Origin of the sequence: Marinobacter maroccanus (assembly GCF_002933275.1) — a bacterium.
GTDB lineage: Bacteria > Pseudomonadota > Gammaproteobacteria > Pseudomonadales > Oleiphilaceae > Marinobacter > Marinobacter maroccanus.
Genome location: NZ_PSSX01000007.1, coordinates 13,200 through 39,770, shown reverse-complemented (window position 1 = coordinate 39,770; position 26,571 = coordinate 13,200). Strand labels below are relative to the sequence as shown.

At 58.3% G+C, this 26,571-nt stretch carries 22 protein-coding genes and 1 tRNA gene; 15 read left to right on the top strand and 8 right to left on the bottom strand.

Annotated features, from left to right (window positions below; translation table 11 throughout):
* Nucleotides 1-79: 79 nt before the first annotated feature.
* Together carB and greA are read left to right on the top strand one after the other, a co-directional pair.
* Nucleotides 80-3,298: a carbamoyl-phosphate synthase large subunit gene (gene carB / locus KEHDKFFH_RS09890; protein ID WP_104321772.1), complete on the top strand. Its 3,219-nt coding sequence runs from the start codon at nucleotides 80-82 to the stop codon at nucleotides 3,296-3,298.
* Nucleotides 3,299-3,302: 4 nt separating this feature from the next.
* Nucleotides 3,303-3,782, top strand: coding sequence for a transcription elongation factor GreA (greA, locus tag KEHDKFFH_RS09885; protein WP_104321771.1), 480 nt, complete (start codon nucleotides 3,303-3,305; stop codon nucleotides 3,780-3,782).
* 112 nt (nucleotides 3,783-3,894) lie between these two features.
* On the opposite strand, the gene yhbY is transcribed toward greA, so the two are convergent.
* Complete coding sequence (gene yhbY / locus KEHDKFFH_RS09880) at nucleotides 3,895-4,206, bottom strand: ribosome assembly RNA-binding protein YhbY (RefSeq protein WP_064229997.1); 312 nt, start codon at nucleotides 4,204-4,206, stop codon at nucleotides 3,895-3,897.
* 386 nt (nucleotides 4,207-4,592) lie between these two features.
* Here yhbY and ftsH point away from each other — a divergent pair, with 386 nt between their 5' ends.
* The 13 genes from ftsH to pnp all read left to right on the top strand — a co-directional run bounded on the left by ftsH (nucleotide 4,593) and on the right by pnp (nucleotide 19,212).
* A complete protein-coding gene (ftsH, locus tag KEHDKFFH_RS09875; RefSeq protein ID WP_192875769.1) occupies nucleotides 4,593-6,536 on the top strand; it encodes an ATP-dependent zinc metalloprotease FtsH in 1,944 nt (647 codons plus the stop codon).
* Between the two features lie 95 nt (nucleotides 6,537-6,631).
* A complete protein-coding gene (folP, locus tag KEHDKFFH_RS09870; protein WP_104321770.1) occupies nucleotides 6,632-7,462 on the top strand; it encodes a dihydropteroate synthase in 831 nt (276 codons plus the stop codon).
* Nucleotides 7,462-8,805 carry a phosphoglucosamine mutase gene (gene glmM / locus KEHDKFFH_RS09865; protein ID WP_104321769.1) on the top strand — a complete coding sequence of 448 codons (1,344 nt, stop codon included), beginning with the start codon at nucleotides 7,462-7,464 and terminating at the stop codon, nucleotides 8,803-8,805. Before folP ends, glmM begins: the two co-directional genes overlap by 1 nt.
* 75 nt (nucleotides 8,806-8,880) lie before the next feature.
* Nucleotides 8,881-9,639 carry a triose-phosphate isomerase gene (tpiA, locus tag KEHDKFFH_RS09860; RefSeq protein ID WP_104321768.1) on the top strand — a complete coding sequence of 253 codons (759 nt, stop codon included), beginning with the start codon at nucleotides 8,881-8,883 and terminating at the stop codon, nucleotides 9,637-9,639.
* Nucleotides 9,640-9,663: 24 nt separating this feature from the next.
* Entirely contained in the window at nucleotides 9,664-10,044 is a 381-nt protein-coding gene (gene secG / locus KEHDKFFH_RS09855; RefSeq protein ID WP_104321767.1) for a preprotein translocase subunit SecG, read from the top strand.
* A gap of 7 nt (nucleotides 10,045-10,051) precedes the next feature.
* Nucleotides 10,052-10,136 (top strand) — tRNA-Leu (locus tag KEHDKFFH_RS09850).
* Between the two features lie 320 nt (nucleotides 10,137-10,456).
* Nucleotides 10,457-10,918: a ribosome maturation factor RimP gene (gene rimP, locus KEHDKFFH_RS09845; RefSeq protein ID WP_064230003.1), complete on the top strand. Its 462-nt coding sequence runs from the start codon at nucleotides 10,457-10,459 to the stop codon at nucleotides 10,916-10,918.
* 55 nt (nucleotides 10,919-10,973) lie between these two features.
* On the top strand, nucleotides 10,974-12,467 hold the full coding sequence (nusA, locus tag KEHDKFFH_RS09840; RefSeq protein WP_104321766.1) for a transcription termination factor NusA: 1,494 nt from the start codon (nucleotides 10,974-10,976) through the stop codon (nucleotides 12,465-12,467).
* Between the two features lie 18 nt (nucleotides 12,468-12,485).
* On the top strand, nucleotides 12,486-15,029 hold the full coding sequence (infB, locus tag KEHDKFFH_RS09835; RefSeq protein ID WP_104321765.1) for a translation initiation factor IF-2: 2,544 nt from the start codon (nucleotides 12,486-12,488) through the stop codon (nucleotides 15,027-15,029).
* Complete coding sequence (gene rbfA, locus KEHDKFFH_RS09830; protein WP_104321764.1) at nucleotides 15,029-15,454, top strand: 30S ribosome-binding factor RbfA; 426 nt, start codon at nucleotides 15,029-15,031, stop codon at nucleotides 15,452-15,454. The genes infB and rbfA overlap by 1 nt, the downstream gene beginning before the upstream one ends.
* Nucleotides 15,451-16,392: a tRNA pseudouridine(55) synthase TruB gene (truB, locus tag KEHDKFFH_RS09825; RefSeq protein WP_104321763.1), complete on the top strand. Its 942-nt coding sequence runs from the start codon at nucleotides 15,451-15,453 to the stop codon at nucleotides 16,390-16,392. Before rbfA ends, truB begins: the two co-directional genes overlap by 4 nt.
* Before the next feature lie 78 nt (nucleotides 16,393-16,470).
* Nucleotides 16,471-16,740 carry a 30S ribosomal protein S15 gene (rpsO, locus tag KEHDKFFH_RS09820; protein WP_064230008.1) on the top strand — a complete coding sequence of 90 codons (270 nt, stop codon included), beginning with the start codon at nucleotides 16,471-16,473 and terminating at the stop codon, nucleotides 16,738-16,740.
* Between the two features lie 357 nt (nucleotides 16,741-17,097).
* The gene (gene pnp / locus KEHDKFFH_RS09815) at nucleotides 17,098-19,212 is read left to right on the top strand and encodes a polyribonucleotide nucleotidyltransferase (protein WP_422385690.1); all 2,115 of its coding nucleotides are present in this window, start codon (nucleotides 17,098-17,100) and stop codon (nucleotides 19,210-19,212) included.
* 88 nt (nucleotides 19,213-19,300) lie between these two features.
* Here pnp and KEHDKFFH_RS09810 read toward each other — a convergent pair whose 3' ends face one another.
* From KEHDKFFH_RS09810 to livH, 7 genes are all read right to left on the bottom strand, one after another.
* Nucleotides 19,301-20,173 (bottom strand): alpha/beta hydrolase, encoded by an 873-nt coding sequence (locus tag KEHDKFFH_RS09810; RefSeq protein WP_104321761.1) that lies wholly within the window; start codon nucleotides 20,171-20,173, stop codon nucleotides 19,301-19,303.
* Nucleotides 20,143-22,008: an Lnb N-terminal periplasmic domain-containing protein gene (locus KEHDKFFH_RS09805; protein ID WP_104321760.1), complete on the bottom strand. Its 1,866-nt coding sequence runs from the start codon at nucleotides 22,006-22,008 to the stop codon at nucleotides 20,143-20,145. The genes KEHDKFFH_RS09810 and KEHDKFFH_RS09805 overlap by 31 nt, the downstream gene beginning before the upstream one ends.
* A 90-nt stretch (nucleotides 22,009-22,098) precedes the next feature.
* Nucleotides 22,099-22,563, bottom strand: a complete 465-nt coding sequence (locus KEHDKFFH_RS09800) for a DUF3015 domain-containing protein (RefSeq protein WP_104321759.1) — start codon at nucleotides 22,561-22,563, stop codon at nucleotides 22,099-22,101.
* Nucleotides 22,564-22,805: 242 nt separating this feature from the next.
* The gene (locus KEHDKFFH_RS09795; RefSeq protein WP_104321758.1) at nucleotides 22,806-23,507 is read right to left on the bottom strand and encodes an ABC transporter ATP-binding protein; all 702 of its coding nucleotides are present in this window, start codon (nucleotides 23,505-23,507) and stop codon (nucleotides 22,806-22,808) included.
* 9 nt (nucleotides 23,508-23,516) lie between these two features.
* Nucleotides 23,517-24,272 carry a high-affinity branched-chain amino acid ABC transporter ATP-binding protein LivG gene (livG, locus tag KEHDKFFH_RS09790; protein ID WP_008171552.1) on the bottom strand — a complete coding sequence of 252 codons (756 nt, stop codon included), beginning with the start codon at nucleotides 24,270-24,272 and terminating at the stop codon, nucleotides 23,517-23,519.
* Between the two features lie 6 nt (nucleotides 24,273-24,278).
* Nucleotides 24,279-25,550, bottom strand: coding sequence for a high-affinity branched-chain amino acid ABC transporter permease LivM (locus tag KEHDKFFH_RS09785; RefSeq protein WP_104321757.1), 1,272 nt, complete (start codon nucleotides 25,548-25,550; stop codon nucleotides 24,279-24,281).
* Nucleotides 25,550-26,473, bottom strand: coding sequence for a high-affinity branched-chain amino acid ABC transporter permease LivH (livH, locus tag KEHDKFFH_RS09780; protein ID WP_104321756.1), 924 nt, complete (start codon nucleotides 26,471-26,473; stop codon nucleotides 25,550-25,552). Before livH ends, KEHDKFFH_RS09785 begins: the two co-directional genes overlap by 1 nt.
* Between the last annotated feature and the right edge of the window lie 98 nt (nucleotides 26,474-26,571).

The following is a 26,571-nucleotide window of genomic DNA, read 5'->3' as shown; positions in this document are numbered from 1 at the left end:
ACCGATCGCCACGGAAAGCTCACGGGCGCCGCGCGTTGCGCTGCCAGAATTCAAAAGTTGCTGACAGGTTTACCAAGACATGCCAAAACGTACCGACATCCAAAGCATCCTGATCCTGGGCGCGGGCCCCATTGTGATCGGGCAGGCGTGCGAGTTTGATTACTCCGGAGCCCAGGCCTGCAAGGCGCTGCGCGAAGAGGGTTACCGGGTTATTCTGGTTAACTCCAACCCGGCAACCATCATGACCGACCCGGTGATGGCCGATGCCACCTACATCGAGCCGATTACCTGGAAGACCGTCGAAAAGATCATCGAGAAAGAGCAGCCGGACGCCCTGCTGCCGACCATGGGTGGTCAGACCGCACTGAACTGCGCCCTGGATCTGGAGCGCCACGGCATCCTGGAAAAGCACGGCGTGGAAATGATCGGCGCCAACGCCGACACCATCGATAAAGCCGAAGACCGGGACCGCTTCGACAAGGCCATGAAGAAGATCGGCCTGGAATGCCCCCGGGCCACCATCGCCCACTCCATGGAAGAAGCCTGGAAAGTGGCTGACGACATCGGCTTCCCGTGCATCATTCGTCCGTCGTTCACCATGGGCGGCTCCGGCGGCGGTATTGCCTACAATCGCGACGAATTCGAGGAAATCTGTACCCGTGGTCTGGACCTGTCCCCGACCAACGAGCTGCTGATCGACGAATCCCTGATCGGCTGGAAAGAGTACGAGATGGAGGTCGTTCGCGACAAGAACGACAACTGCATCATCGTCTGTGCCATCGAGAACTTCGACGCCATGGGCGTGCACACCGGTGATTCGATCACCGTGGCACCGGCCCAGACCCTCACCGACAAGGAATACCAGATCATGCGGAACGCCTCCCTGGCGGTCCTGCGTGAGATCGGTGTGGAAACCGGCGGCTCCAACGTCCAGTTCGGGATTAATCCGGACACCGGGCGCATGGTGGTGATCGAAATGAACCCGCGGGTGTCCCGTTCCTCGGCGCTGGCGTCCAAGGCCACCGGTTTCCCGATCGCCAAGGTCGCGGCCAAGCTGGCGGTAGGCTACACCCTGGATGAGCTGCGCAACGAAATCACCGGCGGCGTGACCCCGGCCTCGTTCGAGCCGTCCATCGATTACGTGGTCACCAAGATTCCCCGGTTCACCTTCGAGAAATTCCCCCAGGCCGACGCCCGCCTGACCACCCAGATGAAATCTGTGGGTGAGGTCATGGCCATCGGTCGGACCTTCCAGGAATCCCTGCAGAAAGCCCTGCGCGGGCTGGAAGTGGGCTCCGAAGGCTTTGATGAGAAACTCGAAGATCTGGATTCCGAGAATTCCCGGGAAACCCTGACCCGCGAACTGAACGTGCCCGGTGCCGACCGCATCTGGTACATCGGCGACGCCTTCCGGGCTGGCATGAGTGTGGGCGACCTGCACGAGCATACCCACGTGGATCCCTGGTACCTGGTGCAGATCGAGGACCTGATCAGGGAAGAGCAGGCGCTGAAGAGTGCCGGCAAGGCCGACATTGACCAGGCCACCCTGTTCCGCCTCAAGCGCAAGGGCTTCTCCGACGCCCGCCTGGCCAAGCTGCTGGGCATCTCCGAGGTGAGCCTGCGCAAGTTGCGCCACGACCTGGGCATCCGCCCGGTCTACAAGCGCGTGGATACCTGCGCCGCCGAGTTTGCCTCCGACACCGCCTACATGTACTCCACCTATGAGGAAGAGTGCGAGTCGGATGCCAGCGACCGCGACAAGATCGTGGTGATCGGTGGCGGCCCGAACCGGATCGGGCAGGGCATCGAATTCGATTACTGCTGTGTGCACGCGGCCCTGGCCATGCGTGAAGACGGCTATGAAACCATCATGATCAACTGCAACCCGGAGACCGTGTCCACCGACTACGACACCTCCGACCGGTTGTACTTTGAGCCGATCACCCTGGAAGACGTACTGGAAATCATTCACGTTGAGAAGCCCAAGGGCGTCATCGTCCAGTACGGCGGCCAGACCCCGCTGAAACTGGCCCGTGGCCTGGAAGCGGCCGGCGTGCCGATTATCGGCACCAGCCCGGACGCCATCGACCGCGCCGAGGACCGGGAACGGTTCCAGCAGATGATCACCCGCCTGGGCCTGAAACAGCCGGAAAACGCCACCGTGCGCAGCCACGAGGAAGGCATCCTGGCAGCCCGGGAAATTGGCTACCCGCTGGTGGTTCGCCCGTCCTACGTGCTGGGCGGCCGGGCCATGGAAATCGTCTATGACGAGGAAGAGCTGGTGCGCTACATGCGCAACGCGGTGCTGGTCTCCAACGACAGCCCGGTGCTGCTGGACCACTTCCTGAATGCCGCCATTGAGGTGGACATCGATGCGATCTCCGACGGCACCGACGTGGTGATTGGCGGCATTATGCAGCACATTGAGCAGGCCGGCGTTCACTCCGGTGACTCCGCCTGTTCACTGCCGCCGTACACCCTGTCCCAGCAGGTTCAGGACGAAATGCGCGATGCCGTCAAGAAGATGGCCATCGAGCTGGATGTGGTCGGCCTGATGAACGTGCAGCTGGCCTGGCAGGATGGCGAGATCTACGTGATCGAAGTGAACCCGCGGGCGTCCCGGACCGTGCCGTTCGTGTCCAAGGCCATCGGTGTGTCCCTGGCCAAGGTCGCCGCCCGGGTAATGGCTGGCAAGACCCTGAAAGAGCTGGAGTTCACCCAGGAAATCATCCCGCGCTACTACGCGGTGAAGGAGTCGGTGTTCCCGTTCAACAAGTTCCCGGCGGTGGATCCGATCCTGGGGCCGGAAATGAAGTCCACCGGCGAGGTCATGGGCCTGGGTGACAGCTTTGACGAGGCTTTTGCCAAAGCCGCATTGGCTATTGGCGAGCGTCTGCCGGCCAAGGGGACTGCGTTCATGTCGGTGCGGGATGTCGACAAGCCCGGCGCCGCGAAAGTGGCCCGTGATCTGGTTGAGGCCGGCTTCAAGCTTGTGGCCACCACCGGCACCGCCAAGGCCCTGAAAGAGGCCGGGATCGAGGTTGATCGGGTGAACAAGGTCCGTGAAGGCCGTCCGCACATTGTGGATGCCATCAAGAACGGTCAGGTTCAGCTGATCATCAATACCACTGAGGGTCGCAAGGCGATTTCCGACTCGGCCCAGATCCGTCAGTCGGCATTGCAGACCAAGGTAACCTATACAACAACCCTGGCGGGCGGCGAAGCCTTCTGCCGGGCCATCAAATTCGGCCCGGAGCGCACTGTACGCCGCCTCCAGGATCTTCACGCAGGAAAGTGAGACTATGGCTGACAGAGTACCGATGACAAAGGAGGGGGAAACCCGCCTCCGCGAGGAGCTTCAGAAGCTGAAGTCCCAAGACCGTCCACGGGTGATTGCGGCAATTGCCGACGCCCGTGAGCACGGCGATCTGAAAGAGAACGCCGAATACCATGCCGCCCGTGAACAGCAGAGCTTCATCGAAGGCCGTATTCAGGAGATCGAAAGCAAGCTCTCCGGCGCTCAGGTTATCGATGTAACCACCATGGAGAATACCGGCAAGGTGATTTTCGGTACCACGGTGCATCTGCTCAACATGGACACCGATGAGCAGGTGATCTACAAGATCGTTGGCGAGGATGAGGCGGATATCAAGGCAGGCAAGCTGTCGATTTCCTCTCCCATTGCCCGGGCGCTGGTGGGCAAGAGCGAAGGCGATGTGGTCGCGATTCGCGTGCCTTCCGGTACCGTGGAATATGAGATCGAGCAGGTCGAATACGTGTGAGGTGAAGTCGGGGTCAGTTGAAAGCGTTCATCTGACCCCTTGCTCAGGTGAGAAAAAGCCGGCTCGGGTTTCCCCAGCCGGCTTTTTTGTTCCTGCTGACCCAGACGTCGGGTCAGTGCTTATGGCGCAACAGATTGGAGAGCTTGGGGTTGGGTTTTTTGGCCCGACGCAGAATAACGGCGATCTTGCCGATGGTCTGAACCAGCTCAGCGCCAGAGGATTCGCACAGGGCTGTGATGGCTTCCTGCCTTGCCTCGCGGTCCTGGCTCGCCACCTTGATCTTGATCAGTTCGTGATCGTTCAGTGCGCGCTCCAGTTCTTCCTGGAGTCCCTCGGACAGGCCTTTGTCGCCAACGATGATAACGGGCTTGAGGTTGTGGGCAATGGCCCGGTATTCCCGGCGCTGTTCCGGTGAAAAACTCATGATGTAATCTCTTTATCGGTGCAATTAACAAAAGGTCAGCGGCGAAAGTGCTGACACGAACGTATAATCAAGAGATTGTAACAGATCGTTGTGTTGTAAAAATGGCCGTTAACACGTATCAGCGCGGTTGCAGCACGCTGAAGGAACCAACCCGCAGGCGATGGGTCAAAATGTCCGAGGAAGCGGGTTGTATCCGGGGTTGCTGTTGTAATTTCAGATATGGCGCCCAATATGAAGGTTAGGGCTACTTTTCACCGAAGAAACTGCGTGCCTCATGTGGCCGATACGGATGGGCCGTTTCTGGTGGACGGGCGTACAATTGGTGTAAGGTGTCAGTAAAGGGTGCTTTGCGAAAGGCTTACCCTTCAATTCACAGGTGATGATCCTTGAACGATATGGCAAAAAATCTGGTTCTCTGGCTAATTATAGCCGCCGTGCTGCTGATGGTGTTTCAGAACTTTTCTCCTACCACCACCGGCCAACAAGTCAACTATTCCCAGTTTGTGGAGATGGTCCAGCAAGGGCAGGTCCGTCAGGTCACAATTGATGGATTACAGGTTCAGGGTACCCGTGGTGACGGCTCCCAGTTCCAGACAGTTCGTCCGCAGGTGTCTGACAACAAGCTGATGGACGATCTTCTCGCGAACAACGTTGAGGTTATCGGTAAGGAGCCTGAGCGCCAGAGCCTGTGGACACAGTTACTGGTGGCCGCGTTCCCGATACTGATCATCATCGCTCTGTTTGTGTTTTTCATGCGTCAGATGCAGGGCGGCGGTGGCGGCAAAGGCCCCATGTCGTTCGGCAAGAGTAAAGCGCGCCTGATGAGTGAGGACCAGATCAAGACCACCTTTGGTGATGTGGCTGGCGTTGATGAAGCCAAGGAAGACGTGAAAGAGCTGGTGGATTTCCTGCGGGATCCCAGCAAATTCCAGCGTCTTGGTGGCAGTATTCCCAAGGGTGTCCTGATGGTGGGTCAGCCGGGTACCGGTAAAACCCTGCTCGCCAAGGCTATTGCCGGCGAAGCCAAGGTGCCGTTCTTCTCGATCTCCGGTTCCGACTTCGTTGAAATGTTCGTGGGCGTGGGTGCTTCCCGTGTTCGCGATATGTTCGAGCAGGCCAAGAAGCAGAGTCCGTGCATCATCTTCATCGACGAGATTGATGCTGTCGGTCGCCATCGTGGTGCCGGTATGGGCGGAGGCCACGACGAGCGTGAGCAGACCCTGAACCAGTTGCTGGTTGAGATGGACGGTTTTGAAGGCAACGAAGGCGTCATTGTTATCGCCGCGACCAACCGTCCGGACGTGCTTGATCCCGCCCTGTTGCGCCCGGGCCGTTTTGACCGCCAGGTTGTGGTTGGTCTGCCTGACATCATTGGTCGTGAGCAGATCCTGAAGGTGCACATGAAGAAAGTGCCTCTGGCTGATGGTGTTGAGCCGGTGCTGATTGCTCGCGGAACGCCCGGGTTCTCCGGTGCGGATCTCGCCAACCTGGTAAACGAGGCAGCTCTGTTCGCGGCCCGTCGCAACCAGCGTCTGGTGTCAATGGAGGAGTTCGAGCTCGCCAAAGACAAGATCATGATGGGCGCTGAGCGCAAGTCCATGGTCATGAGCGAGAAGGAAAAGCGGAACACAGCTTACCATGAGTCTGGCCACGCCATTGTTGGGCGGCTGATGCCGGAACACGACCCGGTTTACAAGGTGAGCATTATCCCGCGCGGTCGCGCTCTGGGTGTCACCATGTTCCTCCCGGAAGAGGACAAGTACAGCCACAGCAAGCGCTTCCTGATCAGCTCGATCTGCAGCCTGTTTGGTGGCCGGATTGCCGAAGAGCTGACGCTTGGTTTTGACGGTGTCACCACCGGTGCCTCCAATGACATCGAGCGTGCGACCAGTCTGGCGCGGAACATGGTGACTCGCTGGGGTCTGTCCGAGAAGCTTGGGCCTCTGCAATATGATACCGACAGCGAAGAGCCGTTCCTTGGCCGGTCTGCGGGTCAGTCCCAGACGGTGTACTCACCGGAAACTGCCCAGCGTATTGATGAGGAAGTCCGGAACATCATCGACAGCTGCTATGAGAAAGCCAAGCAGATTCTGATCGACAACCGGGATAAGCTCGACCTGATGGCGGAAGCATTGATGAAATACGAAACCATCGACCGCTACCAGATCGATGACATCATGGAAGGTCGCGAACCTCGCCCGCCCAAAGGTTGGGGTGGTAGTGGCCCCGCTGGAGGCGTCAAGGCCGACGAGCCTGAAGCTTCGCCGGAGCCAAAGGCATCTGATGATGGTCGTCATCCCGGTGTCGGCCGACCGGCCGGAGAGCACTGACGGCTAGCGACCTCAGGTCAGAAAAATAGTGTAGTTCCCTGCGCCGCCCGCATTCCGGGCGGCGTTTGTTTTTGTCATTGTGAACAAGGTTTGCCATGAAGATGAGTTTTGCCGGGCGGGAACTGGATATGTCCCGCTGCCACGTGATGGGCGTTCTGAATGTAACACCGGATTCGTTTTCCGATGGCGGCCAGTTTAACCGGCCGGATGCGGCCCTCGTCCGGGCCAGACAGATGGTTGCCGATGGTGCCACCTTTATCGACATCGGTGGCGAATCTACCAGGCCGGGTGCGACACCGGTGTCTGTCCAGGAGGAGCTTGACCGGGTTTGCCCGGTGGTCGAGGCTGCCGCCAGCGAGCTCGATGCTGTGATTTCGGTAGACACCAGCGCGCCGGAAGTTATGGCGGAGACCGCAAAGCTTGGGGCTGGCCTGATTAATGATGTTCGGGCGCTGCAGCGGGAAGGCGCGCCGGAGGCGGTCGCCCTGGCGGGGCTGCCAGTGTGCATCATGCACATCCAGGGAGAGCCGGATACCATGCAGGACCGGCCGGAGTACCGGAACGTGCGTCGGGAAGTCAGTGCCTTCCTGGCCGAGCGCATTCGTGTTGCGGAGTTCGCCGGTATTCGCCCTGAAAACATTCTGCTTGATCCCGGCTTCGGGTTCGGTAAAAGCCTCGAGCATAACCTGCAGTTGCTGGCCTCCCTTGAGCAGATGCATATCCTGGGGCATCCCCTGCTGGTTGGCGTTTCCAGGAAGTCCATGCTGGGCCATATCACTGGTCGGGACGTGAATGAAAGGTTGCCTGCAAGCCTTGCGGCCGCGACAATAGCCGCCATGAAGGGTGCCAGCATTATTCGCGTGCACGATGTCAGGGAAACAGTAGATGCCGTCCGTGTGGTGGCGGCAGTGAAGGAGGCAGGTTAATGTCCGAGAGAAAGTACTTTGGTACGGACGGTATTCGCGGGCGCGTGGGCGAGTTTCCGATAACGCCGGAATTCATGCTCAAGCTGGGCTGGGCCGCCGGTCAGGCCTTCAAGCGGGATGGCCAGCGCAACAGCGTGCTGATTGGCAAGGATACCCGGCTTTCCGGTTATATGTTCGAATCCGCCCTGGAGGCCGGTCTGGCTGCGGCGGGAGTTGATGTAAAGCTGCTCGGGCCGATGCCGACCCCCGCGATCGCCTACCTGACCCGCACTTTTCGCGCCTCGGCAGGTATCGTGATCAGTGCTTCCCACAACCCCCATCATGATAACGGTATCAAGTTTTTCTCGTCGGCCGGCACCAAGCTGGACGATGCCCTTGAAGCAGAGATTGAACGCTGGCTGGACAAGCCGATTGAAGTCTGTGGGCCAACCGAGCTGGGCAAGGCCTCCCGCGTGGACGATGCCCCCGGCCGGTATGTGGAATTCTGCAAAAGCACCGTTCCCAACGAATTTACCCTCGATGGCATGAACATCGTATTGGATTGTGCCCATGGGGCGACCTACCACGTGGCGCCCAAGGTGTTTCGCGAGCTTGGCGCCAGGGTTTCTGTGATCGGCGCGGATCCCGATGGCCTGAACATCAACCTGAACGTAGGCTCAACTCACCTCGACGCCCTTAAAGCGGCGGTGAAAGAGCAGGGCGCAGATCTTGGCATTGCCTTTGACGGTGATGGTGACCGTGTGCTGATGGTAGATCGGGACGGCTCCGAAGTGGATGGCGACGAGCTGCTCTACGTAATCGCGTCTCAGCGATTCGCCGAAGACCGTCTCAAGGGCGGTGTTGTCGGTACGTTGATGACCAATCTCGGGGTTGAGCTGGCGCTGAATGAAATCGGAATCGAATTCGAACGTGCCAAAGTCGGCGATCGCTACGTCATGGAGCGGCTGCTGGCCAACAATTGGGTGTTGGGTGGCGAAGGCTCTGGCCATATGGTCATACGCGACTGCACCAGTACTGGCGACGGCATTGTCTCGGCGCTGCAGGTCCTGCTTGCTGTCTGGAAATCCGGCAAAACGCTTGCCGACCTTCGCAAGGGTATGAGCAAGCTGCCCCAGAAAATGATCAATGTTCGGGTGGAGCAGCGCTTTGATCCGTTCAGTCGTGACGATATCGTAGCCGCCGTTCGCAAAGCCGAAACGGAGCTGGGTGGCTCCGGGCGGATTCTGCTCAGAGCCTCCGGAACCGAGCCGTTGATCCGGGTGATGGCGGAAGGCCAGGACGCTAACGAAATTTTGCGAGTGGTCCAGGAGCTGGCAAAAGTTGTGGAGAAATCCACCGCTTAATTTTGTGTTTTCAGGCGGTTGTCTGCGGGGAGGGAGTGCTGTATAGTTCGCCCTCCCTCACGTTCGGGAACTGTTATGCGTCGAAAGATCGTAGCCGGAAACTGGAAAATGAACGGGTCGAAAGACCTGGCACAAGCGCTGGTAAGCGATGTGCGATCCCAGGCGGCCTCTCTTGATAATGGCGTCGAGGTTGTTATTATTCCTCCCGCAATTTATGTCGGAGATGTAGTCGCAAGCGCAGGTGATAGCCTGTCAGTCGGTGTTCAGAACGTAGGGCAGTGGGCTTCTGGTGCCTACACCGGCGAGATTGCTGCGGACATGGCGCTGGATCAGGGGTGTCAGTATGCCCTGGTCGGGCACTCCGAGCGTCGCCAGCTCTTTGGTGAGACAGACGACGTGGTTGCCGAAAAGGTTGAACGCATCATTGCTGCCGGGCTTCAAGCGGTTGTTTGTGTCGGTGAGACTCTGGAAGAGCGTGAGGCAGGTAAAGCCGAAGCGGTTGTCGCCTCCCAGGTAAGGGCAGGGCTGGCGAAGGTCGCAGAAGGCCAGTGGCAGCGTGTGATTGTTGCCTACGAGCCGGTCTGGGCAATCGGCACCGGTAAAACCGCTACGGCGAAAGACGCCCAGGCGATGCATGGGTCGATCCGCCAGGTGCTTTCAGAGATGGGTGCGCCGGCCAATGAAATATCCCTGCTTTACGGGGGCAGCGTAAAAGCGGATAATGCAGCCGCTCTTTTTGCCGAGCCGGATATTGACGGCGGTTTGATCGGCGGAGCGTCGCTCATAGCAGAAGATTTTGTAAGTATTTGCCGGAGTGTTCCGGCGAGTACCTGAATTTAAAGGTTCGCGAGAGTCGTTATGGATTGGGTAGAGACACTGGTAGTCGTTGTGCACGTGGTGATCGCGGTGGCGCTGGTGGGTCTGGTGCTGATCCAGCAGGGCAAAGGCGCTGATGCTGGTGCCGCCTTTGGTGGTGGCGCTTCCCAGACAGTTTTTGGTAGCCAGGGTAGCGGCAGCTTTCTGACCCGCTTTACGACCCTGCTCGCAGTGGTCTTTTTTGTAACAAGTTTCTCGCTGGCGATTTTTGCCAAGCAGCGTGCCGAAGTGGCTGGGGAAGCGGGTATTCCTGTTGTTCAGGAGTCCAGAAGTGCTGCCCCGGCTGATAGCGCTGCTAACAATGGTGAAGGCGCCGCCAGCGAAACCGAGGGTGGGGAGTCTGATCTCCCTGAACTCGAGTAAGAATGTTGCCCGGGTGGTGAAACTGGTAGACACGCTATCTTGAGGGGGTAGTGGCGAAAGCCGTGCCGGTTCGAGTCCGGCCCCGGGCACCATAATAGAAGAAAAACGGCTTGGATTTTCCAGGCCGTTTTTTTTGGTCAGTCCTTGACCAGTCTGCCTGGCGTCTCTATACTCCGGCGGATATTGGGACCTGCCGCGTGGTGCTGGCGGGTTTCTGGCAGGCCAGGTGTCTGTCAGCAGGAAGCGGTACACCGGTTTGCTTCCTGCGAGTTCTTGCAACAAAAGGCCCCATTGTTCGGGGCTTTTTGATTAAGGGGCCTGGCGCAACGGGCCCTGGTGCATAAAAAGGGCTGATAAAACAGCCCTTTTTTTGTTTTTGGGGCCGGTAAATTGATAACGGAGAAGGCGCAACTTGTCAGCCAAGCTTAAGCAACTGGAAGACATTCTTCAGCCCGTAGTGGAAGGCCTGGGGTATGAGTTCTGGGGCATTGAATTCCGCTCGCAGGGCCATCATTCCCTGTTACGGGTGTTTATTGACGATGCCGAGAACGGCATCGGCATCGACGACTGTGAAAAAGTCAGTCGTCAGATCAGCGGTGTGATGGATGTGGAAGATCCCATCCAGACCGAATACACGCTTGAGGTCTCATCCCCGGGGATGGATCGCCCGCTGTTTCGTCTTGAGCAATACGAGGCCTTTGTTGGTCACCAGGTTCAGATTCGTCTCCGGATGGCATTTGAGGGGCGCCGGAAGTTTCAGGGGCTGATCAAAGGCGTGGAAGGTGATGATGTGGTTGTGGTCGTTGATGATCACGAGTATCTGCTGCCATTCGACAGCATTGAAAAAGCCCACATCGTGCCGGTATTTGAGTGAACGATTTGAATAAAGTCCGTGGACGCACAGTTGATTTTAAGGGCAGGGCAATCCAATGAGTAAAGAGATCTTGCTGGTGGTTGAATCCGTCTCGAACGAGAAAGGTGTCGAGAAGGATGTGATCTTTGAAGCTATCGAGCTGGCACTGGCCACCGCTGCCAAAAAGCGCTTTGAAGACGAAGAGGCGGATATCCGAGTCTCAATCGACCGGAAAACCGGCGAATACGAAACCTTCCGTCGTTGGCTGGTGGTGGATAACGATGCCGTTCCTGCGCTGGGCACTGAGCTCACCCTGCAGGAAGCGGAAGAAATCGACCCGGCCCTGAAGCCTGGCGATATCCACGAGGAGAAAATCGAATCCGAAGCCTTTGGCCGTATCGGCGCTCAGGCTGCCAAGCAGATCATCTTCCAGAAGGTTCGTGAAGCAGAGCGTACCAAGATCGTGGACAGTTACCGCGACCGCGTTGGTGAGCTGGTTTCGGGTACCGTCAAGAAAGTGACTCGGGACAATGTCATTGTTGATCTGGGTGCCAATGCCGAGGCCCTGCTGCCACGCGAATTCCTGATCCCGCGCGAGACGTTCCGCATGGGTGACCGGGTTCGTTCGCTGCTGCTGGAGATTCGTACCGATCATCGTGGTCCTCAGTTGATTCTCAGCCGCACCTCTTCGCAAATGCTGATCGAGCTGTTCCGCATCGAGGTGCCGGAGATTGCTGAAGATCTGATCGAGATCCGTGGCGCTGCCCGTGATCCCGGCTCCCGGGCCAAGATTGCGGTGAAGACCAACGATCGCCGTATCGACCCCGTTGGCGCCTGTGTTGGCATGCGTGGCTCCCGGGTTCAGGCCGTGTCCAATGAGCTGGGCGGTGAGCGTGTTGATATCGTGCTGTGGGACGACAACCCGGCCCAACTGGTGATCAATGCCATGGCGCCTGCAGAAGTGGCGTCTATCGTTATGGATGAAGACCGGCACACCATGGAAGTGGCTGTGGCGGAAGATAACCTGGCGCAGGCAATCGGCCGCAACGGCCAGAACGTTCGCCTGGCCACGGATCTGACAGGCTGGACCCTGAACGTGATGACCGAGGAAGAAGCCGGTGAGCGTCAGGAGCAGGAATACAGCCGGCTTGTCGAGCATTTCACTGGCAATCTGGACGTTGATGAGGAGTTTGCCGGCGTGCTGATTGAGGAAGGGTTTACCTCGATTGAAGAGGTGGCCTATGTGCCGATGGAAGAGATGCTGGCGATCGAAGGCTTTGACGAAGAAACTGTCACCGAGCTGCGCCGTCGTGCCAAGGACGTTCTGCTGAACCAGGCCCTGGCAAGCGAGGAAGCGCTCGAGGGTGCTGAGCCGGCAGAGGATCTTCTGGGAATGGACGGCATGGACCGTAGCCTGGCCTTCAAGTTGGCCGGCATGGGTGTGCGCACCATGGAAGATCTGGCAGAGCAGTCGGTTGGCGATCTGCTCGAGATTGAAGGTATGGATGAAGAGCGTGCTGGTCAGCTTATCATGACTGCACGTGCCCCCTGGTTTGAAGACCAGGCTTAATTCGGGAGGAGGACCAGTATGGCTGAAGTAACGGTAAAACAACTGGCCGAAGATGTAGGCGCTCCCGTGGATCGTTTGCTGAAGCAGATTGTGGAGGCTGGCCTGAAAGCCCGCTCCGAAAATGATTCTGTCTCCAGCGATGAGAAGCAGCAGTTGCTGGCCTATTTGAGAAAGACCCACGGTGAGGCCGACGCCGAACCGCGCAAGATTACCCTGAAGCGTAAGACCACCACCACGCTTAAGGCCGGCAAGGCAAAGACCGTCAATGTTGAGGTTCGCAAGCGCCGTACCTACATCAAACGTGCTGAATTGCAGCCTGAGGCTGAAGCGCCGAAGCCGGAAGAGCCGGTAGCGGAGCAGCAGCCGGAGCAAGCACCGGTGGACGAGGCGCCAAAGGTAGCGTCCGAGCAGGCAGCGCAGCCGGAGGCAGAGAAGTCCGCAGAGGCAGCGACATCAGAGCAGTCGGAGCAGGCAGAGAAGGTCGAGCCGAAGAAAGAGCCTGAGCCCGAGCCGGTTCCCGCTCCGGAAGACATGCCGATGCCGCCGCCCGAGGGTGAAGGCAAGGATCGGAAGCCGAAGAAAAAGAAAGAAAAAGTTCGCGAGCGCGGCGACGAGATTGAAGAGGGCAAGCCGAAGAAAAAGCAGGCTGGCCATCGTGGTCCTCGCAGTCGTCCGGTGGAAGAGCCGCTGGTTATCTCCGAGGATGAGGAAGAGACCACGCTGCGTAAGCCGCTGCGTGCGAAAAAGAAACCCAAAGAGAAGCGTCATGCTTTCGAGAGGCCGACCAAACCAATGGTCAGAGAAGTAGAGATTCCGGAAACGATTTCTGTCGGCGACCTTGCCCAGCGTATGGCGGTCAAGTCGGCTGATGTCATCAAGACCCTGATGGGCATGGGCGTCATGGCCACCATCAACCAGGCACTGGACCAGGAAACAGCGGTTCTGGTGACCGAGGAGCTGGGTCATAAAGCCAAGACGGTAAGCGAAGATGCATTCGAGGAAGAGGTTCTGAGCGAATTCTCCTTCGAAGGTGGCGAGAAAACCAAGCGTGCTCCGGTTGTGAGCGTGATGGGTCACGTTGACCACGGTAAGACCTCCCTTCTCGACTATATCCGTCGTACCAAGGTGGCCTCGGGTGAGTCTGGCGGTATTACCCAGCACATTGGTGCTTACCACGTAGAAACGGATCACGGCATGGTGTCCTTCCTGGATACCCCGGGGCACGCGGCCTTTACTGCCATGCGTGCCCGCGGTGCCCAGTGCACTGACATCGTTATTCTGGTCGTCGCCGCCGATGATGGCGTGATGCCGCAGACCAAGGAAGCGGTGCAGCACGCCCGTTCCGCCGGTGTGCCGATCGTTGTTGCCATCAACAAGATGGACAAAGAAGGGGCGGACCCTGATCGGATCAAGAGTGAGCTGGCTGCTCTGGAAGTTGTTCCGGAAGACTGGGGCGGGGACGTTCAGTTCGTACCCGTTTCCGCTCACACCGGTGACGGCATCGACGCGCTGCTTGAAGCCGTCTTGCTGCAGTCCGAAATCCTCGAACTTGAGGCATCTACGGATGCACCGGCCAAGGGTGTGGTCGTGGAATCCAGCCTCGAGCGCGGACGCGGCTCCGTAGCGACCGTTCTGGTTCAGAACGGTACCCTGCGCCAGGGTGATATGGTTGTTGCCGGAGCCTATTTTGGTAAGGTCCGGGCGATGACTGACGAAGCTGGCAAGCAGGCCAAAGAAGCTGGCCCGTCGATTCCGGTCGAGATTCTCGGTCTGAATGGTACACCAGACGCCGGTGACGAATTCTTTGCAGTTGCCGACGAGAAGAAGGCCAAAGAGCTGGCCGAATTCCGTCAGAGCCGGGAGCGGGAGCAGCGTCTCCAGCGCCAGCAGGCGGCCAAGCTTGAGAACCTGTTCGAGAACATGGGCAAGGACGAGGTCAAAACCCTCAATGTCGTGCTCAAAACCGACGTTCGTGGTTCTCTGGAAGCCATTACCAAGGCCCTGCAGGACCTCGGTAACGAGGAAGTCCAGGTCAAGATCGTATCTTCTGGTGTCGGTGGTATTGCTGAGACCGACGTCAGCCTGGCCATGGCCACCAGTGCGGTTATCTTCGGCTTTAACGTGCGTGCCGACAGTGCCTCCAAGCGCCTGGTTGAACAGGAAGGTCTGGATCTGCGCTACTACAGCATCATCTATAACCTGATTGATGATGTGAAAGCGGCCCTGACCGGCATGCTGGCTCCGGAGTTCCGCGAAGACATTGTTGGTATCGCCGATGTTCGCGATGTGTTCCGTTCGCCGAAGTTTGGTCAGGTAGCCGGTTGTATGGTTACTGAAGGTACCGTGTACCGTAACAAGCCGATCCGGGTTCTGCGGGATAACGTGGTTATCTTTGAAGGCGAGCTGGAATCCCTGCGTCGCTTCAAGGACGACGTGCCTGAAGTCCGTAACGGCATGGAGTGCGGTATTGGCGTTAAGGGTTACGACGTGAAAGTCGGTGACCAGATCGAGGTCTTCGATCGCGTCCGGGTCGAGCGCAAGCTTGAGTCCACGGGGGCCTGATGCCGAGAGAGTTCAGTCGTATTGATCGCATCGGCGATCAGATGCAACGGGAACTGGCCCAGCTCATCCAGCGGGAAGTGAAAGACCCGCGGGTGGGCATGGTCACGGTAAACGCGGTCAAGGTCAGTCGTGACCTTGGCTACGCTGATATCTATGTGTCCCTGCTTTCCACCGAGGAACTGACGGAGGAGTCTCCGGAGGTCAAGGAATCGATTTCGGTGCTCAACAAGGCCTCAGGCTTTCTGCGCGGTCAGGTTGGGCGCGCAATGAAGCTGAGGGTTGTGCCCCAGTTGCGGTTTCACTTTGATACTTTGCAGGGCTACAGTCGCAAGATGGATAGCCTCATTCGCGAAGCGGTTGGAGACAAGCCGGCTGTGGACCGCAATGGTGACGACGATCAGGACGATCCGGAGCGTAACGCTTGAGCCGTAGACGCAAAGGCCGTGACGTTAACGGCATCCTGGTTATCGACAAGCCCGCCGGAGTCACCTCCAACGGCATTCTGCAGCAGGTCAAGCGCCTGTTCGGAGCCGCCAAGGCTGGCCACACCGGCGCCCTCGATCCCCTGGCTACCGGGGTGTTGCCTCTGTGTTTCGGTGAGGCCACCAAGTTCTCCCAGATGATGCTCGACAGCGATAAGGCCTACATTGCCACCGCCCGGCTCGGAATTCAGACCGAAACCGGTGACAGTGAAGGCGCCGTTTTTGGTGAGAAACCGGTACCCGCAGGTCTGACCTCTGATGTGCTGGAGCCGGTTCTGGACCGTTTCCGGGGCGATATCCAGCAGGTTCCTTCCATGTATTCGGCGCTCAAGCACAAGGGGCGTCCGCTCTACGAATATGCCCGCGAAGGTATCGAGGTGGAGCGCCCGGCCCGACCGGTCACCATCTATGAACTGACTCTTCTGGACATTCGTGAGAATGAGCTGGATATCGCTGTCAGCTGCACCAAGGGTACGTACATTCGCTCACTCGTTGAGGATATTGGCGAAGCCCTGGGTTGCGGTGCCCATGTAACGGCATTGCGCCGCACCATGGCCTCGGGGTTTACCCTGACCAATGCCCATGCAGTGAGTGATCTCGAGGCGATGCGTGAGCGGGGTGAAAGCCTCGATGGCCTGCTCGTGGCACCGGATGCGGCACTGTCCATGTTCCCCGAGCACCGTCTGGCGGGGCAGGCGCTGGTATCGATCTTGAACGGACAACCGGTTAGAATACCGGGCCGGGCCTATGAAGGCTTCGTGCGTCTCTATGCAAATGAGAGCGCTAACGAAAGCTTCGTGGGGCTGGCAGAAGCATTCCCGGAAGGCGAGCAGACCAATCTGGTCCCTCGCCGACTGGTGAAGAGCAGCGGAAAGCGTTAGGCGCGCCGCTGTCTAGCCGGGCTGTAGAGATGCGCGGTTCGGCCGTATTCAAAAGCATCGCAAACAATGAGGTGAGTTATGGCACTTTCTGCCAACGAGAAAGCACAGATCGTTCAGGATTTTCAGCAAGGTGATGGCGATACCGGTTCCCCTGAAGTTCAGGTGGCACTGCTGAGCGCCAACATCAACAAGCTGCAGGATCACTTCAAGGCCAACAAGCAGGATCACCATTCCCGCCGCGGCCTGATCCGGATGGTAAACCAGCGTCGTAAGCTGCTGGACTACCTCAAGCGCAAGAACGCCGACCGTTACCTGGAGCTCATCCAGCGTCTGGGTCTGCGTCGCTGATCCGGGTCTTTACGACCTGAGGGCTGCGCCGGTATTTTTGGTGGCAGCCGTCAACCGGCAGGCTCTGTAAAGGGCCTGGCGGTTGTGCTTGTCTCTCACTGCAGTTGGATTGTCTGTGTTATCGAAGGAATCCCTGTCGTAATGGAAAGCCGAAATTGATAGCAGGTTGTTGAAAAGCCCGGGCCCGGCGGCCTCTGGAATGCCGCCCTTCCAACCGGGGTTTTGCAACAGCCTGTTAGCTTTCAGACGGGTTGCTCTTCAGACCACAGCAAATCATCTGCAGAACTATGGTTTCGAGCGCAGGGGCGCCCGAAACGAATCAATCTGGAACAGATAGACCAGGAGTTTTTTGTGGATCTGAAACCTTTCAAGAAATCATTCGAGCTTGGCGGCAAGACCGTCACTCTGGAAACCGGCCGTATTGCCCGTCAGGCAACCGGTTCCGTACTGGTAACCGTAGATGATATCTCCGTTCTCGGTACCGTTGTTGGCGCCAAAGAAGCGAAGCCCGGCCAGCCGTTCTTCCCGCTGACCGTGAATTACTTCGAGAAGACCTACGCCGTGGGCAAAATCCCCGGTGGCTTCTTCAAGCGCGAAGGTCGTCCTTCCGAGAAGGAAACCCTTACCTCCCGTCTGATCGACCGCCCGATTCGTCCGCTGTTCCCGAACGGGTTCATGAACGAAGTTCAGGTCATCACCACGGTTATGTCCTCCAGCAAGAACCAGGATCCGGATATCGCCGCGATGCTGGCCGCTTCTGCCGCATTGTCCATCTCCGGTATTCCGTTCGATGGCCCCATCGGTGCGTCCCGTGTGGGTTACACCAACGAGCGCGGTTACTTCCTGAACCCGACCTTTGAAGAGCTGCAAACCTCACTGCTGGACATGGTTGTTGCCGGCACCGAAGACGCAGTTCTGATGGTTGAGTCCGAAGCCAAGGGCCTGACCGAAGACCAGATGCTGGGTGGCGTTCTCTATGGCCACCAGGAAATGCAGACTGCGGTTGCCGCCATCAAGGAATTCGCAGCGGAAATTGGCAAGCCCCGTTGGGAGTGGCAGCCAGCGACCGAGAACACCGAGCTGCTGAACGCCATCAAGGCCGACTTTGCCGATGCTATCGAGGAAGCCTACGGCATCCGCGACAAGATGGCCCGTTACGAGCGCCTGGGTGAGGTGAAAGCCGCTGCCGTTGAAAAACTGGCCGGTGAAGAGGAAGGCCAGCCTTCCGAAGACGAAGTTAAAAAGTACTTCGGCAAGATCGAGAAGAGCGTGGTTCGCCAGCAGGTTATTGATGGCAAGCCCCGGATCGACGGTCGTGACAACAAGACTGTTCGTCCGATCGAAATCGAAGTGGGCGTTCTGCCCAGCGTTCACGGTTCCGCCCTTTTCACCCGTGGCGAGACCCAGGCCATCGTGACCACCACGCTGGGTACCTCCCGCGATGTGCAGATCATTGATGCCCTGGAAGGCGAGCGCAAGGATCCGTTCCTGTTCCACTACAACTTCCCTCCGTACTCCGTAGGTGAAGCTGGTCGTGTGGGCACCCCGGGCCGCCGCGAAGTTGGTCACGGGCGCCTGGCCAAGCGCGGTGTTCTGGCGGTTATGCCGACCCTGGAAGAGTTCCCGTATGCCATCCGTGCGGTTTCCGAGATCACCGAATCCAACGGTTCCAGCTCCATGGCTTCGGTCTGTGGTTCCAGCCTGGCACTGATGGACGCGGGTGTGCCCATCAAGGCACCGGTTGCCGGTATCGCCATGGGTCTGGTCAAGGAAGGCGACAAGTTCGCGGTTCTGACTGACATCCTGGGTGACGAAGACCACCTGGGTGACATGGACTTCAAGGTTGCCGGTACCCAGGAGGGCGTAACGGCCCTGCAGATGGATATCAAGATCAACGGCATCACCGACGAGATCATGGAGCTTGCCCTTGAGCAGGCACACGCAGCGCGTCTGCACATCCTGGGCGAGATGAACAAGGTTATCTCTACCCCACGTGCCGAGCTGTCTGCCCGTGCTCCGAGCATCACCACCATCAAGATCAACCCGGAGAAGATCCGCGACGTTATCGGTAAGGGCGGTTCTGTTATCCGTGCGATCTGTGACGAAACCGGTGCTTCCATCGATCTGGATGATGACGGCAACGTGAAGATCTACGCTGACAACCAGGAAGCTGCCCAGGCGGCGGTGAACCGGGTCAAGGAAATCACGGCTGAGATCGAAGTAGGTGCTATCTACAAAGGCCGCGTTGAGCGCATTGTGGACTTCGGTGCCTTCGTTAACATCCTGCCCGGCAAGGATGGTCTGGTGCACATTTCCCAGATCTCTGATCGCCGCATCGAGAACGTGACTGACGAGCTGAGCGAAGGTCAGGAAGTTCTGGTGAAGGTGCTGGATGTGGACAACCGTGGTCGCGTGAAGCTGTCCATGAAGGAAATCAAGGAAGGCGACCAGCCGACCGATTTCTCTGCCTGAGGGAACTTTCCCTGAACGGTAGGTCGGATTAGCCAAAGGCGTAATCCGACAAAGAAAAACCCGCCTGTCCTCTGGATTGGCGGGTTTTTTATTGCGACATAAACCGAATCATTTCCTTCCGATACCCGGGAATTACAAACGTCGCCCCATGCGGCGTATCTGTCTGCAAAAACTCCTTGGGCCCCTCCGCAGCTTCGTACAGGGCCTCCCCATGATGAAACGGAATAATCCCATCCCGAACGCTGTGAATCACCATTACGGGCACCGGGCTGATGCTGGGAATATGATCCACGCCCTCGTAGTCCTCAGGAATCGTCCAGCTCAGCGGAATCTGCAACGGCCAGGTAAGCCAGAATTCCCCCAGCTTCTCCCGAGCGATTTTGCGAAAGCCTGAGAACGTGCCGTCCAGGATGACTCCGTTCAGCCGGGGATCCTCTTCCCTCTGAGTCCATTCACTGGCCAGGGCGATTCCTAGTCCACCGCCAAGGCTCTGGCCCAGGATGTACAGCGGTCGTTCACTCACTTCTGGCTTCCCAACCAGCCAGCGCAGGCCAGTTTCCACGTCGTGCAGGGCGCCTTCGATGTCCGGGTCGCCGGTGGATCTGCCGTAACCCCGGTAGTCGATGGTGAAGACGTTATAGCCTCTTTCTGGCAGCCAGGCCACGTTTAGGATATGACTGCTGATGTTCTGGGCGTTGCCATGGAGGAAGTAGACAGTGCCCCTTGCGTTGTTCTCAGGGGCTTCTGCAGGAAGCCACCAGCCGTGGAGGGTTTCGTCGTCTGCGGTGTCGATGTATATGTCGTCATATTCAAGGTTCAGACGGTCCGGGGTGATGTAAGTCACCCGATCCGGGTAGAAAAAGACGCTGCTGCAACCGGACAGCAGCAGAAGTGCAGCCAGAAGCCCGGGCATCCGGGCGTTGGCGACGGTCAGAAGTAGGCGTGAAGTCCGGCGTGCCATGTGCTCTGGTACCTGTCGTAGTGATCTTCCCGGGTGAACTCAGCGAACAGGCTGAATTCCCGGCCGATGTGCCAGTTTGCTCTGGCGTAGAGCTGGTCCTGCCGGTGCTGGCTGCTGACAATCCAGGCCTTGGTTTTGGCGCCGGCAAGCAGGCTGAACTGGTTGTTCTGGTGGAGCAGGCCGATATCCGCGCCTGGAGCCGCATCGTAGCCTCGACGCAGGTCGTCGTCGATTTCCAGATCGGCGGTGGCGATGGCAAAAACCTGGGTCTGGTGGCCCAGGAGCCAGCTGCCACCGGCACCCCCCTCGAGGTAGGGCGTCAGGACCCGGTCGGTGCCGGTGTCGGTTCGGCGACCACCAAAGCCTACCTGCCAGGACAGCGGCGAGAAAAAGGCATTCCGGGGGCTTAACGAGCGGATTTCCACACCGGTGAGCTGTTCCAGTTGAAGCTCGTTGTTGTCTGTATAAAGGCGCGCGTCGAGTCGGAGGAACTGTAGCTGGGCGCCGGTGCGATAGCCGGCGGGCGGATCGAGGACGTCGTGGTAGGCCGGGCGCAGGGTCACCTGGGTGAATTCCCGGTGTTCCTGCTGGCCAGCCCCAAGACTCAGTCTGAAGGTGTCGTGGCCCTGGTCGTCTCTGACAACAGGCTCGGGCGGTTCCTCTGGTGGAGCAACGTTGCTTATCTGGCTTCGTTCTCTCAACAGGTCATGGGAAAGTGGCGCCGCGATTTCCCGGGGCCAGCCGTCGGCCTCGCTCTTGTAGCGAACGTAATCGTAGGTGGCGTCCAGAACATGGGCCCGCTGCTCGGCTGGCAGTGTGCTCACCTCATTGGCATCGGCATCTACATAACCGTTGGCGATCGCCGCCGCGAGGGTCTGATGATCGTCGGGCAGGGTAGAGAGACTGTAGGCCACGGAGGTGGCGGCCGAAGGCCGGTAATACACGTCGCTGACCAGATCCTTGTCCACTACCCAGCGTACCGTGTCCGACGGGATGGCGTGAGTGCTTACTTCTCCCAGCAGGTCCGTTCCCGGGCGCGCGATGTCTATCAGTGCCAGCAGGCGGTAAGCGCAGTTTTCGTCGAAGAAGTAATAGTCGAAATTGCGATCTCTGATCTCCCAGGCGTGGGCGATCATCAGGTCCACCTCGTCCTGTGTGAGGTTCAGTTTGTACTCCCACAGGTCGCGATGCTCGATGTCCGAGTACAGCCGTATTTTTTCATAGTAGGGCTGAACAGTCGTTATGCCGGGATAGCCCCCGAAAATGCCCTTGTAGGCAAACAGCAGTTCACTGTCGTGGGCCGCCGCATCGGCAGCATAGGAAATCGTGTTGGCCAGCAGCAGGTTGGTTTCTTCGTCGTCCTGGGGTGGGTCCAGGCGCAAAAACGTATGCCCGAACATCGAAGAGGGGCTGTTCAGGTATGAGGCGGCAAACACCAGGGTTACCGTCTCGGTGTTCAATGTTTCTGACCATTCCTGATAGCCGGGGCACTCGATTTCCGGTAGCGACAGATCGAGTTGCTGGCTGAGCCAGGTTTCCCGGGCCGGGAAACGGCAGCGGGCGTGTGCATCGCCGTCGCCGGGCTTCTGGATGGCTTCAAGGGTTGCTTCCAGCTCCGCCTGTGGCGAGTGCTTGCCGTCTTCGCTGAGAAAAAAGGCCGGATCGTCGGCCTGGCTGGTATATCCCTCGCCAAACCTGTCGGGCTGATAATGGATAAGTGTGAGCCAGGCAGGATCGAGATGGAGTTCGGATGTGTTTTCAGGCGTATTAGCCTGGGTTGGCAGGCTGGCTGCCAGCCAGATCAGCGCTGGCCCAATGCGAAGCATGTTGCCCATGGGTGTTTACTGTATCCGGGGTTGAACGGAATGGAGGATGGAACAATGCGCCGTCCCTGGCGCATGAGAAGTCCATTCAATGAGTCAGTATCAGGCTGCTACGTACTTGCTGAGAGACTCGTTTTTCTCCAGCAGCGCGACGATGGCATCGACCGCTTCGCCGGAGGTGGTGTCAGAGCTCGGGAAAATGGTGGCAAAGTTATCCTGCAGGACTTTCCGGAAGGCATCGCGATCCGCTTCGTCAACACCCAGAAGTACTGCCAGAGTGTCCAGGTTCTCGCCGGAACCGCGCGACATGTCCCGGGCGACCTTGTCGATGTTGCTGTCCATGTACATGGCCATGGACTGAACGGACTGGTTGGTCTGGCAGCCCAGGGTGCCTGTGGTCATACCGAAGGTCTGGTTACCAAAGGTCCCGTTGGTGGTTGCAGCCAGTACATGGGGGGCAATGCCGGACTGTCCTTTCCAGATCATGGCGCCTACCCCGCAGCCCGGTTGGGCAAAGGCCATAGAAGAGGCACCAAGAAGAATTGCACCTGCGATCAGTTTTTTCATTATCCACTCCTTTCTGTGGTTTAAAGCTGTCGTCGCAATACACAATGCTGCCCCTGACGTGGAGCAGCATTGCGAAAACGGCCCTGACTGGTCTTGTGGAGACAGGTTGACCGTTGATTTGAGTATAGTTGATCTCCAGCCAACGCAAGTTTAAAGATTGGTGAGTAATTGATTCGGCCCACAAAAAAAACCGGTGCATGTTGCCACGCACCGGTTTTGAGCTTGCTTTCAGGAGGTTTTGATTAACCGCCCAGGTAGGCGTTCTGGACATCCGGGTTTTCCAGCAGATTCTTGCCGGTGTCGTGCAGGCGAATCTTGCCGGTTTCCAGCACGTAGCCCCGGTCGGCCAGGTTCAGCGCCTGGTGAGCGTTCTGCTCCACCAGGAACACGGTGATACCTTCCTCGCGAAGCTGACCGATGATCTCGAAGATCTGCTTGATGATCAGCGGTGCCAGGCCCAGGGATGGCTCATCGAGGATGATCATCTCTGGCCTGCTCATCAGTGCCCGCCCGATGGCCAGCATTTGCTGCTCGCCGCCGGACATGGTGCCGGCACGCTGGTGCTCGCGTTCCTTCAGGCGCGGGAAGAGCTCGTAGACGTGCTGCTGGCTCTTGCGGATTTCGGCCTTGGTGTTGAAGAAACCACCCATGTGGAGGTTTTCCTCAACTGTCAGGCCGGAGAACACCCGACGCCCTTCCGGAACAATGGAGATGCCGGAGCGCATGATCTGGGCCGTGGATTCATTGGTGATCTCCCGGCCCTCCAGGAAAATGCGTCCTGAACTGGCCCGGGGATTACCGCACACGGTCATCAGCAGAGTGGTTTTACCGGCGCCGTTGGCGCCGATCAGCGAGACGATCTCACCCTTTTTGACCTCGACAGACACCCCGTGCAAGGCCTCGATCTTGCCGTAATGGGTATGGACATCTTCTAGTACTAGCATGTGGTTACCTCAGGCCTCGCCCAGATAGGCTTTGATCACGTCGTCGTTCTGGCGGATTTCTTCCGGTGTGCCACTGGCCAGGGGGCGTCCCTGGTTGATGACGTTGATGCGGTCGGAAATATCCATTACCAGGCTCATGTCGTGCTCAATCAGCACCACGGAAACGTTGTAGTCCTCTTTCAGGCTGATAATCAGCTGGTTGAGTTCCTTGGTTTCCGCCGGGTTGAGACCGGCCGCTGGCTCGTCGAGCATTAACAGCTTGGGCTCGGTCACCATGCAGCGGGCAATCTCCAGACGCCGTTGCTGGCCATAGGCGAGGTTGCCTGCTTCCCGGTTAGCCAGATCCAGCAGGCCTACCCGATCCAGCCAGTAAGCGGCCCGATCCAGGGATTTCTGCTCTTTGGTCCGGTAACTGGGGGTTTTGATCAGGCCAGAAATCAGGTTGGTGTTCAGGTGACGGTGTTGAGCCACCAGCAGGTTTTCCACCACCGTCATCTGGCTGAACAGCCGCACATGCTGGAAGGTGCGCACCATCCCTAATCGGGAGATCTTGTAATCAGGTTTACCCTGAACCTCTTTCCCCTCGAACAGGATCTTGCCTCCGGTGGGCTTATAAAAACCACTCATGCAATTGAATACGGTGGTTTTGCCGGCCCCGTTGGGGCCGATGATGGACACAATCTCGTGTTCCTGAACGTCCAGAGACACTTCGTCTACCGCCAGCAGGCCGCCAAAGCGCATGGACAGATTCTGTACTTCAAGCATCGTCTGTCACTCCTGCTTTTTCAGTTCAATGTGAATGCGGCGCATGGGCATCAGGCCCTGCGGACGCCAGACCATCATCAGCACCATGGCGGCGCCGAAAATCAGCATCCGGTACTCGGAGAATTCACGGGCCAGCTCGGGCAGGATGGTGACGGCGATCGCCGCCAGTACCACACCGATCTGCGAACCCATGCCGCCGAGTACCACGATGGCCAGGATGATGGCGGATTCCAGGAAGACAAACGATTCGGGGCTGATAAAGCCCTGTTTGGAGGCGAACACGGTGCCAGCAAAACCGGCAAAGAATGCGCCGATGGTAAAGGCGGACAGCTTCACTGCGGTGCGGCTCAGCCCCAGGGAGCGGGCAGCGATCTCATCTTCCCGCAGCGCTTCCCAGGCACGGCCCACCGGCATCCGCATGAAACGACGGATAACCAGGGCTGTGAACACCGCCAGAACCAGGGCAATCAGGTACAGGAAGATAACCTTGTGCTCACCGCTGTAAGCGATACCGAAGGTTTCGTGGAACGAGGTGTTGCCTTCTTCCTTCACCCGACGACCAAATTCCATGCCGAACAGGGTCGGATCCGGAATGCCCCCAATGCCGTTGGGGCCGCCGGTCAGGGTTGTCCAGTTATTCAGCAAGATCCGGATGATCTCGCCGAAACCCAGGGTGACGATGGCCAGATAATCCCCTCTTAGCCTGAGTACCGGGAAGCCGAGAACAAGACCGAACAGAGCGGCGAGCAGCGCGCCGATGGGCAGTGCCAGCCAGAACGAGATACCTGTGTACTGGGAAAGCAGTGCAAAGGTATACGCGCCAACGGCATAGAACGCCACGTAACCCAGATCGAGCAGCCCGGCCAGGCCAACCACCACGTTCAGGCCCAGGGCCAGCATGATGTAAATCAGCACGAGGGTCGCCAGGTCAACCGAACCACGGGATACAAAAAACGGCCAGAAAAGAGCCAGAACCACGATCCCGGTCAGTACCCAGGATTCGATTTTGGCCCGCCGGTTTTCTGCCATCGGCTCTTTCTTGGCCTCAGGAAGGGGGCTTGGAATGCTTCGCAGTGCGCCCAGGATATTTTCCCTGAACAACTGGAACAGGAATACGATCACCGCAGCGAGCAACACCATGGTAAGGGTGCTGGCATCGGCCCCGGTCAGGGTCACCTTGATGCCCTGGGCTTCAAGGTTGAAGCCGATGATCGGGTAGGAAATGATCAGTGTAATGATCGCGCAAAAGAGCGCGTGTCTGAAGTTGTAAGCAGCCATCAGATCTTCTCAACCTCCGGTTTGCCGAGCAGGCCGGTGGGTTTGAACAGCAGAATCAGAATCAGCAGGCTGAACGAGATCACGTCCTTGTATTCACCGCTGAGGTAGCCGGAGGTCATGCTCTCTGCCACACCCAGTATCAGACCGCCCAACATTGCGCCAGGGATGCTGCCAATGCCGCCAAGTACTGCTGCGGTAAAGGCTTTCAGGCCGGCAATGAAGCCGAACAGAGGGTCAACCGAGCCGTAGTACATGCCCAGGAGCAGGCCGGCAACCGCCGCCAGTGCTGCACCGATTACGAAGGTCGCTGAAATGATGCGGTTGGTATCGATGCCAAGCAGGCTGGCCATGCCCAGGTCCTGTGACACCGCACGGCAGGCACGACCAGTCCGCGAGCGTGATATGAACAGGGACAGGGCTGTCATACAGATCAGTGTGGTGATGAAGATGGTGATCTGCATATAGGACAGAGACATCTGGAAGCCGTCACCGGAACCGAAGTTGAAACCGCCGTCGATCAGCGCCGGGAAACCGATGTTCCGGGAGCCCTGTGCCAGGTGAACGTAGTTCTGGAGAAAGATGGACATACCGATGGCGGAGATCAGCGGGATCAGGCGATGACGCCCCCGCACAGGCCTGTAGGCCACCCGTTCCACTGCCCAGCCCATGGAACTGGAGACGATCATGGCGCAGAGCAGGGCGACGATCAGTATCAGGGGCAGCCAGGCAATGCCCAGGGCAGCGAGGCCGGTAATGGCAATCAGCGCGGTGTAGGCACCGATCATGTAGATTTCACCATGGGCAAAGTTGATCATGCCAATGATGCCGTAAACCATCGTGTAGCCGATGGCGATCAGGGCATAGGTGCTCCCGATCGTCAGCCCGTTTATGAGCTGTTGCGAGAAATACAGGAGGTCTTGCATTGTTATGGGACTCCGAAAGCCTGCTCCCTCCGCTTCCACACCCCATGCCCGGGATATCCGGGCAGGAGGTGGGGGAGGATCAACAGGAGCCTAGAAAA

Coding starts and splice junctions, on each gene's coding strand:
- tpiA (WP_104321768.1), top strand. CDS start 8,881: ATGCGTCGAAAGATCGTAGCCGGAAACTGGAAAATGAACGGGTCGAAA.
- nusA (WP_104321766.1), top strand. CDS start 10,974: ATGAGTAAAGAGATCTTGCTGGTGGTTGAATCCGTCTCGAACGAGAAA.
- greA (WP_104321771.1), top strand. CDS start 3,303: ATGGCTGACAGAGTACCGATGACAAAGGAGGGGGAAACCCGCCTCCGC.
- yhbY (WP_064229997.1), bottom strand. CDS start 4,206: ATGAGTTTTTCACCGGAACAGCGCCGGGAATACCGGGCCATTGCCCAC.
- KEHDKFFH_RS09785 (WP_104321757.1), bottom strand. CDS start 25,550: ATGGCTGCTTACAACTTCAGACACGCGCTCTTTTGCGCGATCATTACA.
- folP (WP_104321770.1), top strand. CDS start 6,632: ATGAAGATGAGTTTTGCCGGGCGGGAACTGGATATGTCCCGCTGCCAC.
- KEHDKFFH_RS09795 (WP_104321758.1), bottom strand. CDS start 23,507: ATGCTAGTACTAGAAGATGTCCATACCCATTACGGCAAGATCGAGGCC.
- livG (WP_008171552.1), bottom strand. CDS start 24,272: ATGCTTGAAGTACAGAATCTGTCCATGCGCTTTGGCGGCCTGCTGGCG.
- KEHDKFFH_RS09810 (WP_104321761.1), bottom strand. CDS start 20,173: ATGGCACGCCGGACTTCACGCCTACTTCTGACCGTCGCCAACGCCCGG.
- infB (WP_104321765.1), top strand. CDS start 12,486: ATGGCTGAAGTAACGGTAAAACAACTGGCCGAAGATGTAGGCGCTCCC.
- carB (WP_104321772.1), top strand. CDS start 80: ATGCCAAAACGTACCGACATCCAAAGCATCCTGATCCTGGGCGCGGGC.
- KEHDKFFH_RS09805 (WP_104321760.1), bottom strand. CDS start 22,008: ATGGGCAACATGCTTCGCATTGGGCCAGCGCTGATCTGGCTGGCAGCC.
- glmM (WP_104321769.1), top strand. CDS start 7,462: ATGTCCGAGAGAAAGTACTTTGGTACGGACGGTATTCGCGGGCGCGTG.
- rpsO (WP_064230008.1), top strand. CDS start 16,471: ATGGCACTTTCTGCCAACGAGAAAGCACAGATCGTTCAGGATTTTCAG.
- rbfA (WP_104321764.1), top strand. CDS start 15,029: ATGCCGAGAGAGTTCAGTCGTATTGATCGCATCGGCGATCAGATGCAA.
- KEHDKFFH_RS09800 (WP_104321759.1), bottom strand. CDS start 22,563: ATGAAAAAACTGATCGCAGGTGCAATTCTTCTTGGTGCCTCTTCTATG.
- secG (WP_104321767.1), top strand. CDS start 9,664: ATGGATTGGGTAGAGACACTGGTAGTCGTTGTGCACGTGGTGATCGCG.
- livH (WP_104321756.1), bottom strand. CDS start 26,473: ATGCAAGACCTCCTGTATTTCTCGCAACAGCTCATAAACGGGCTGACG.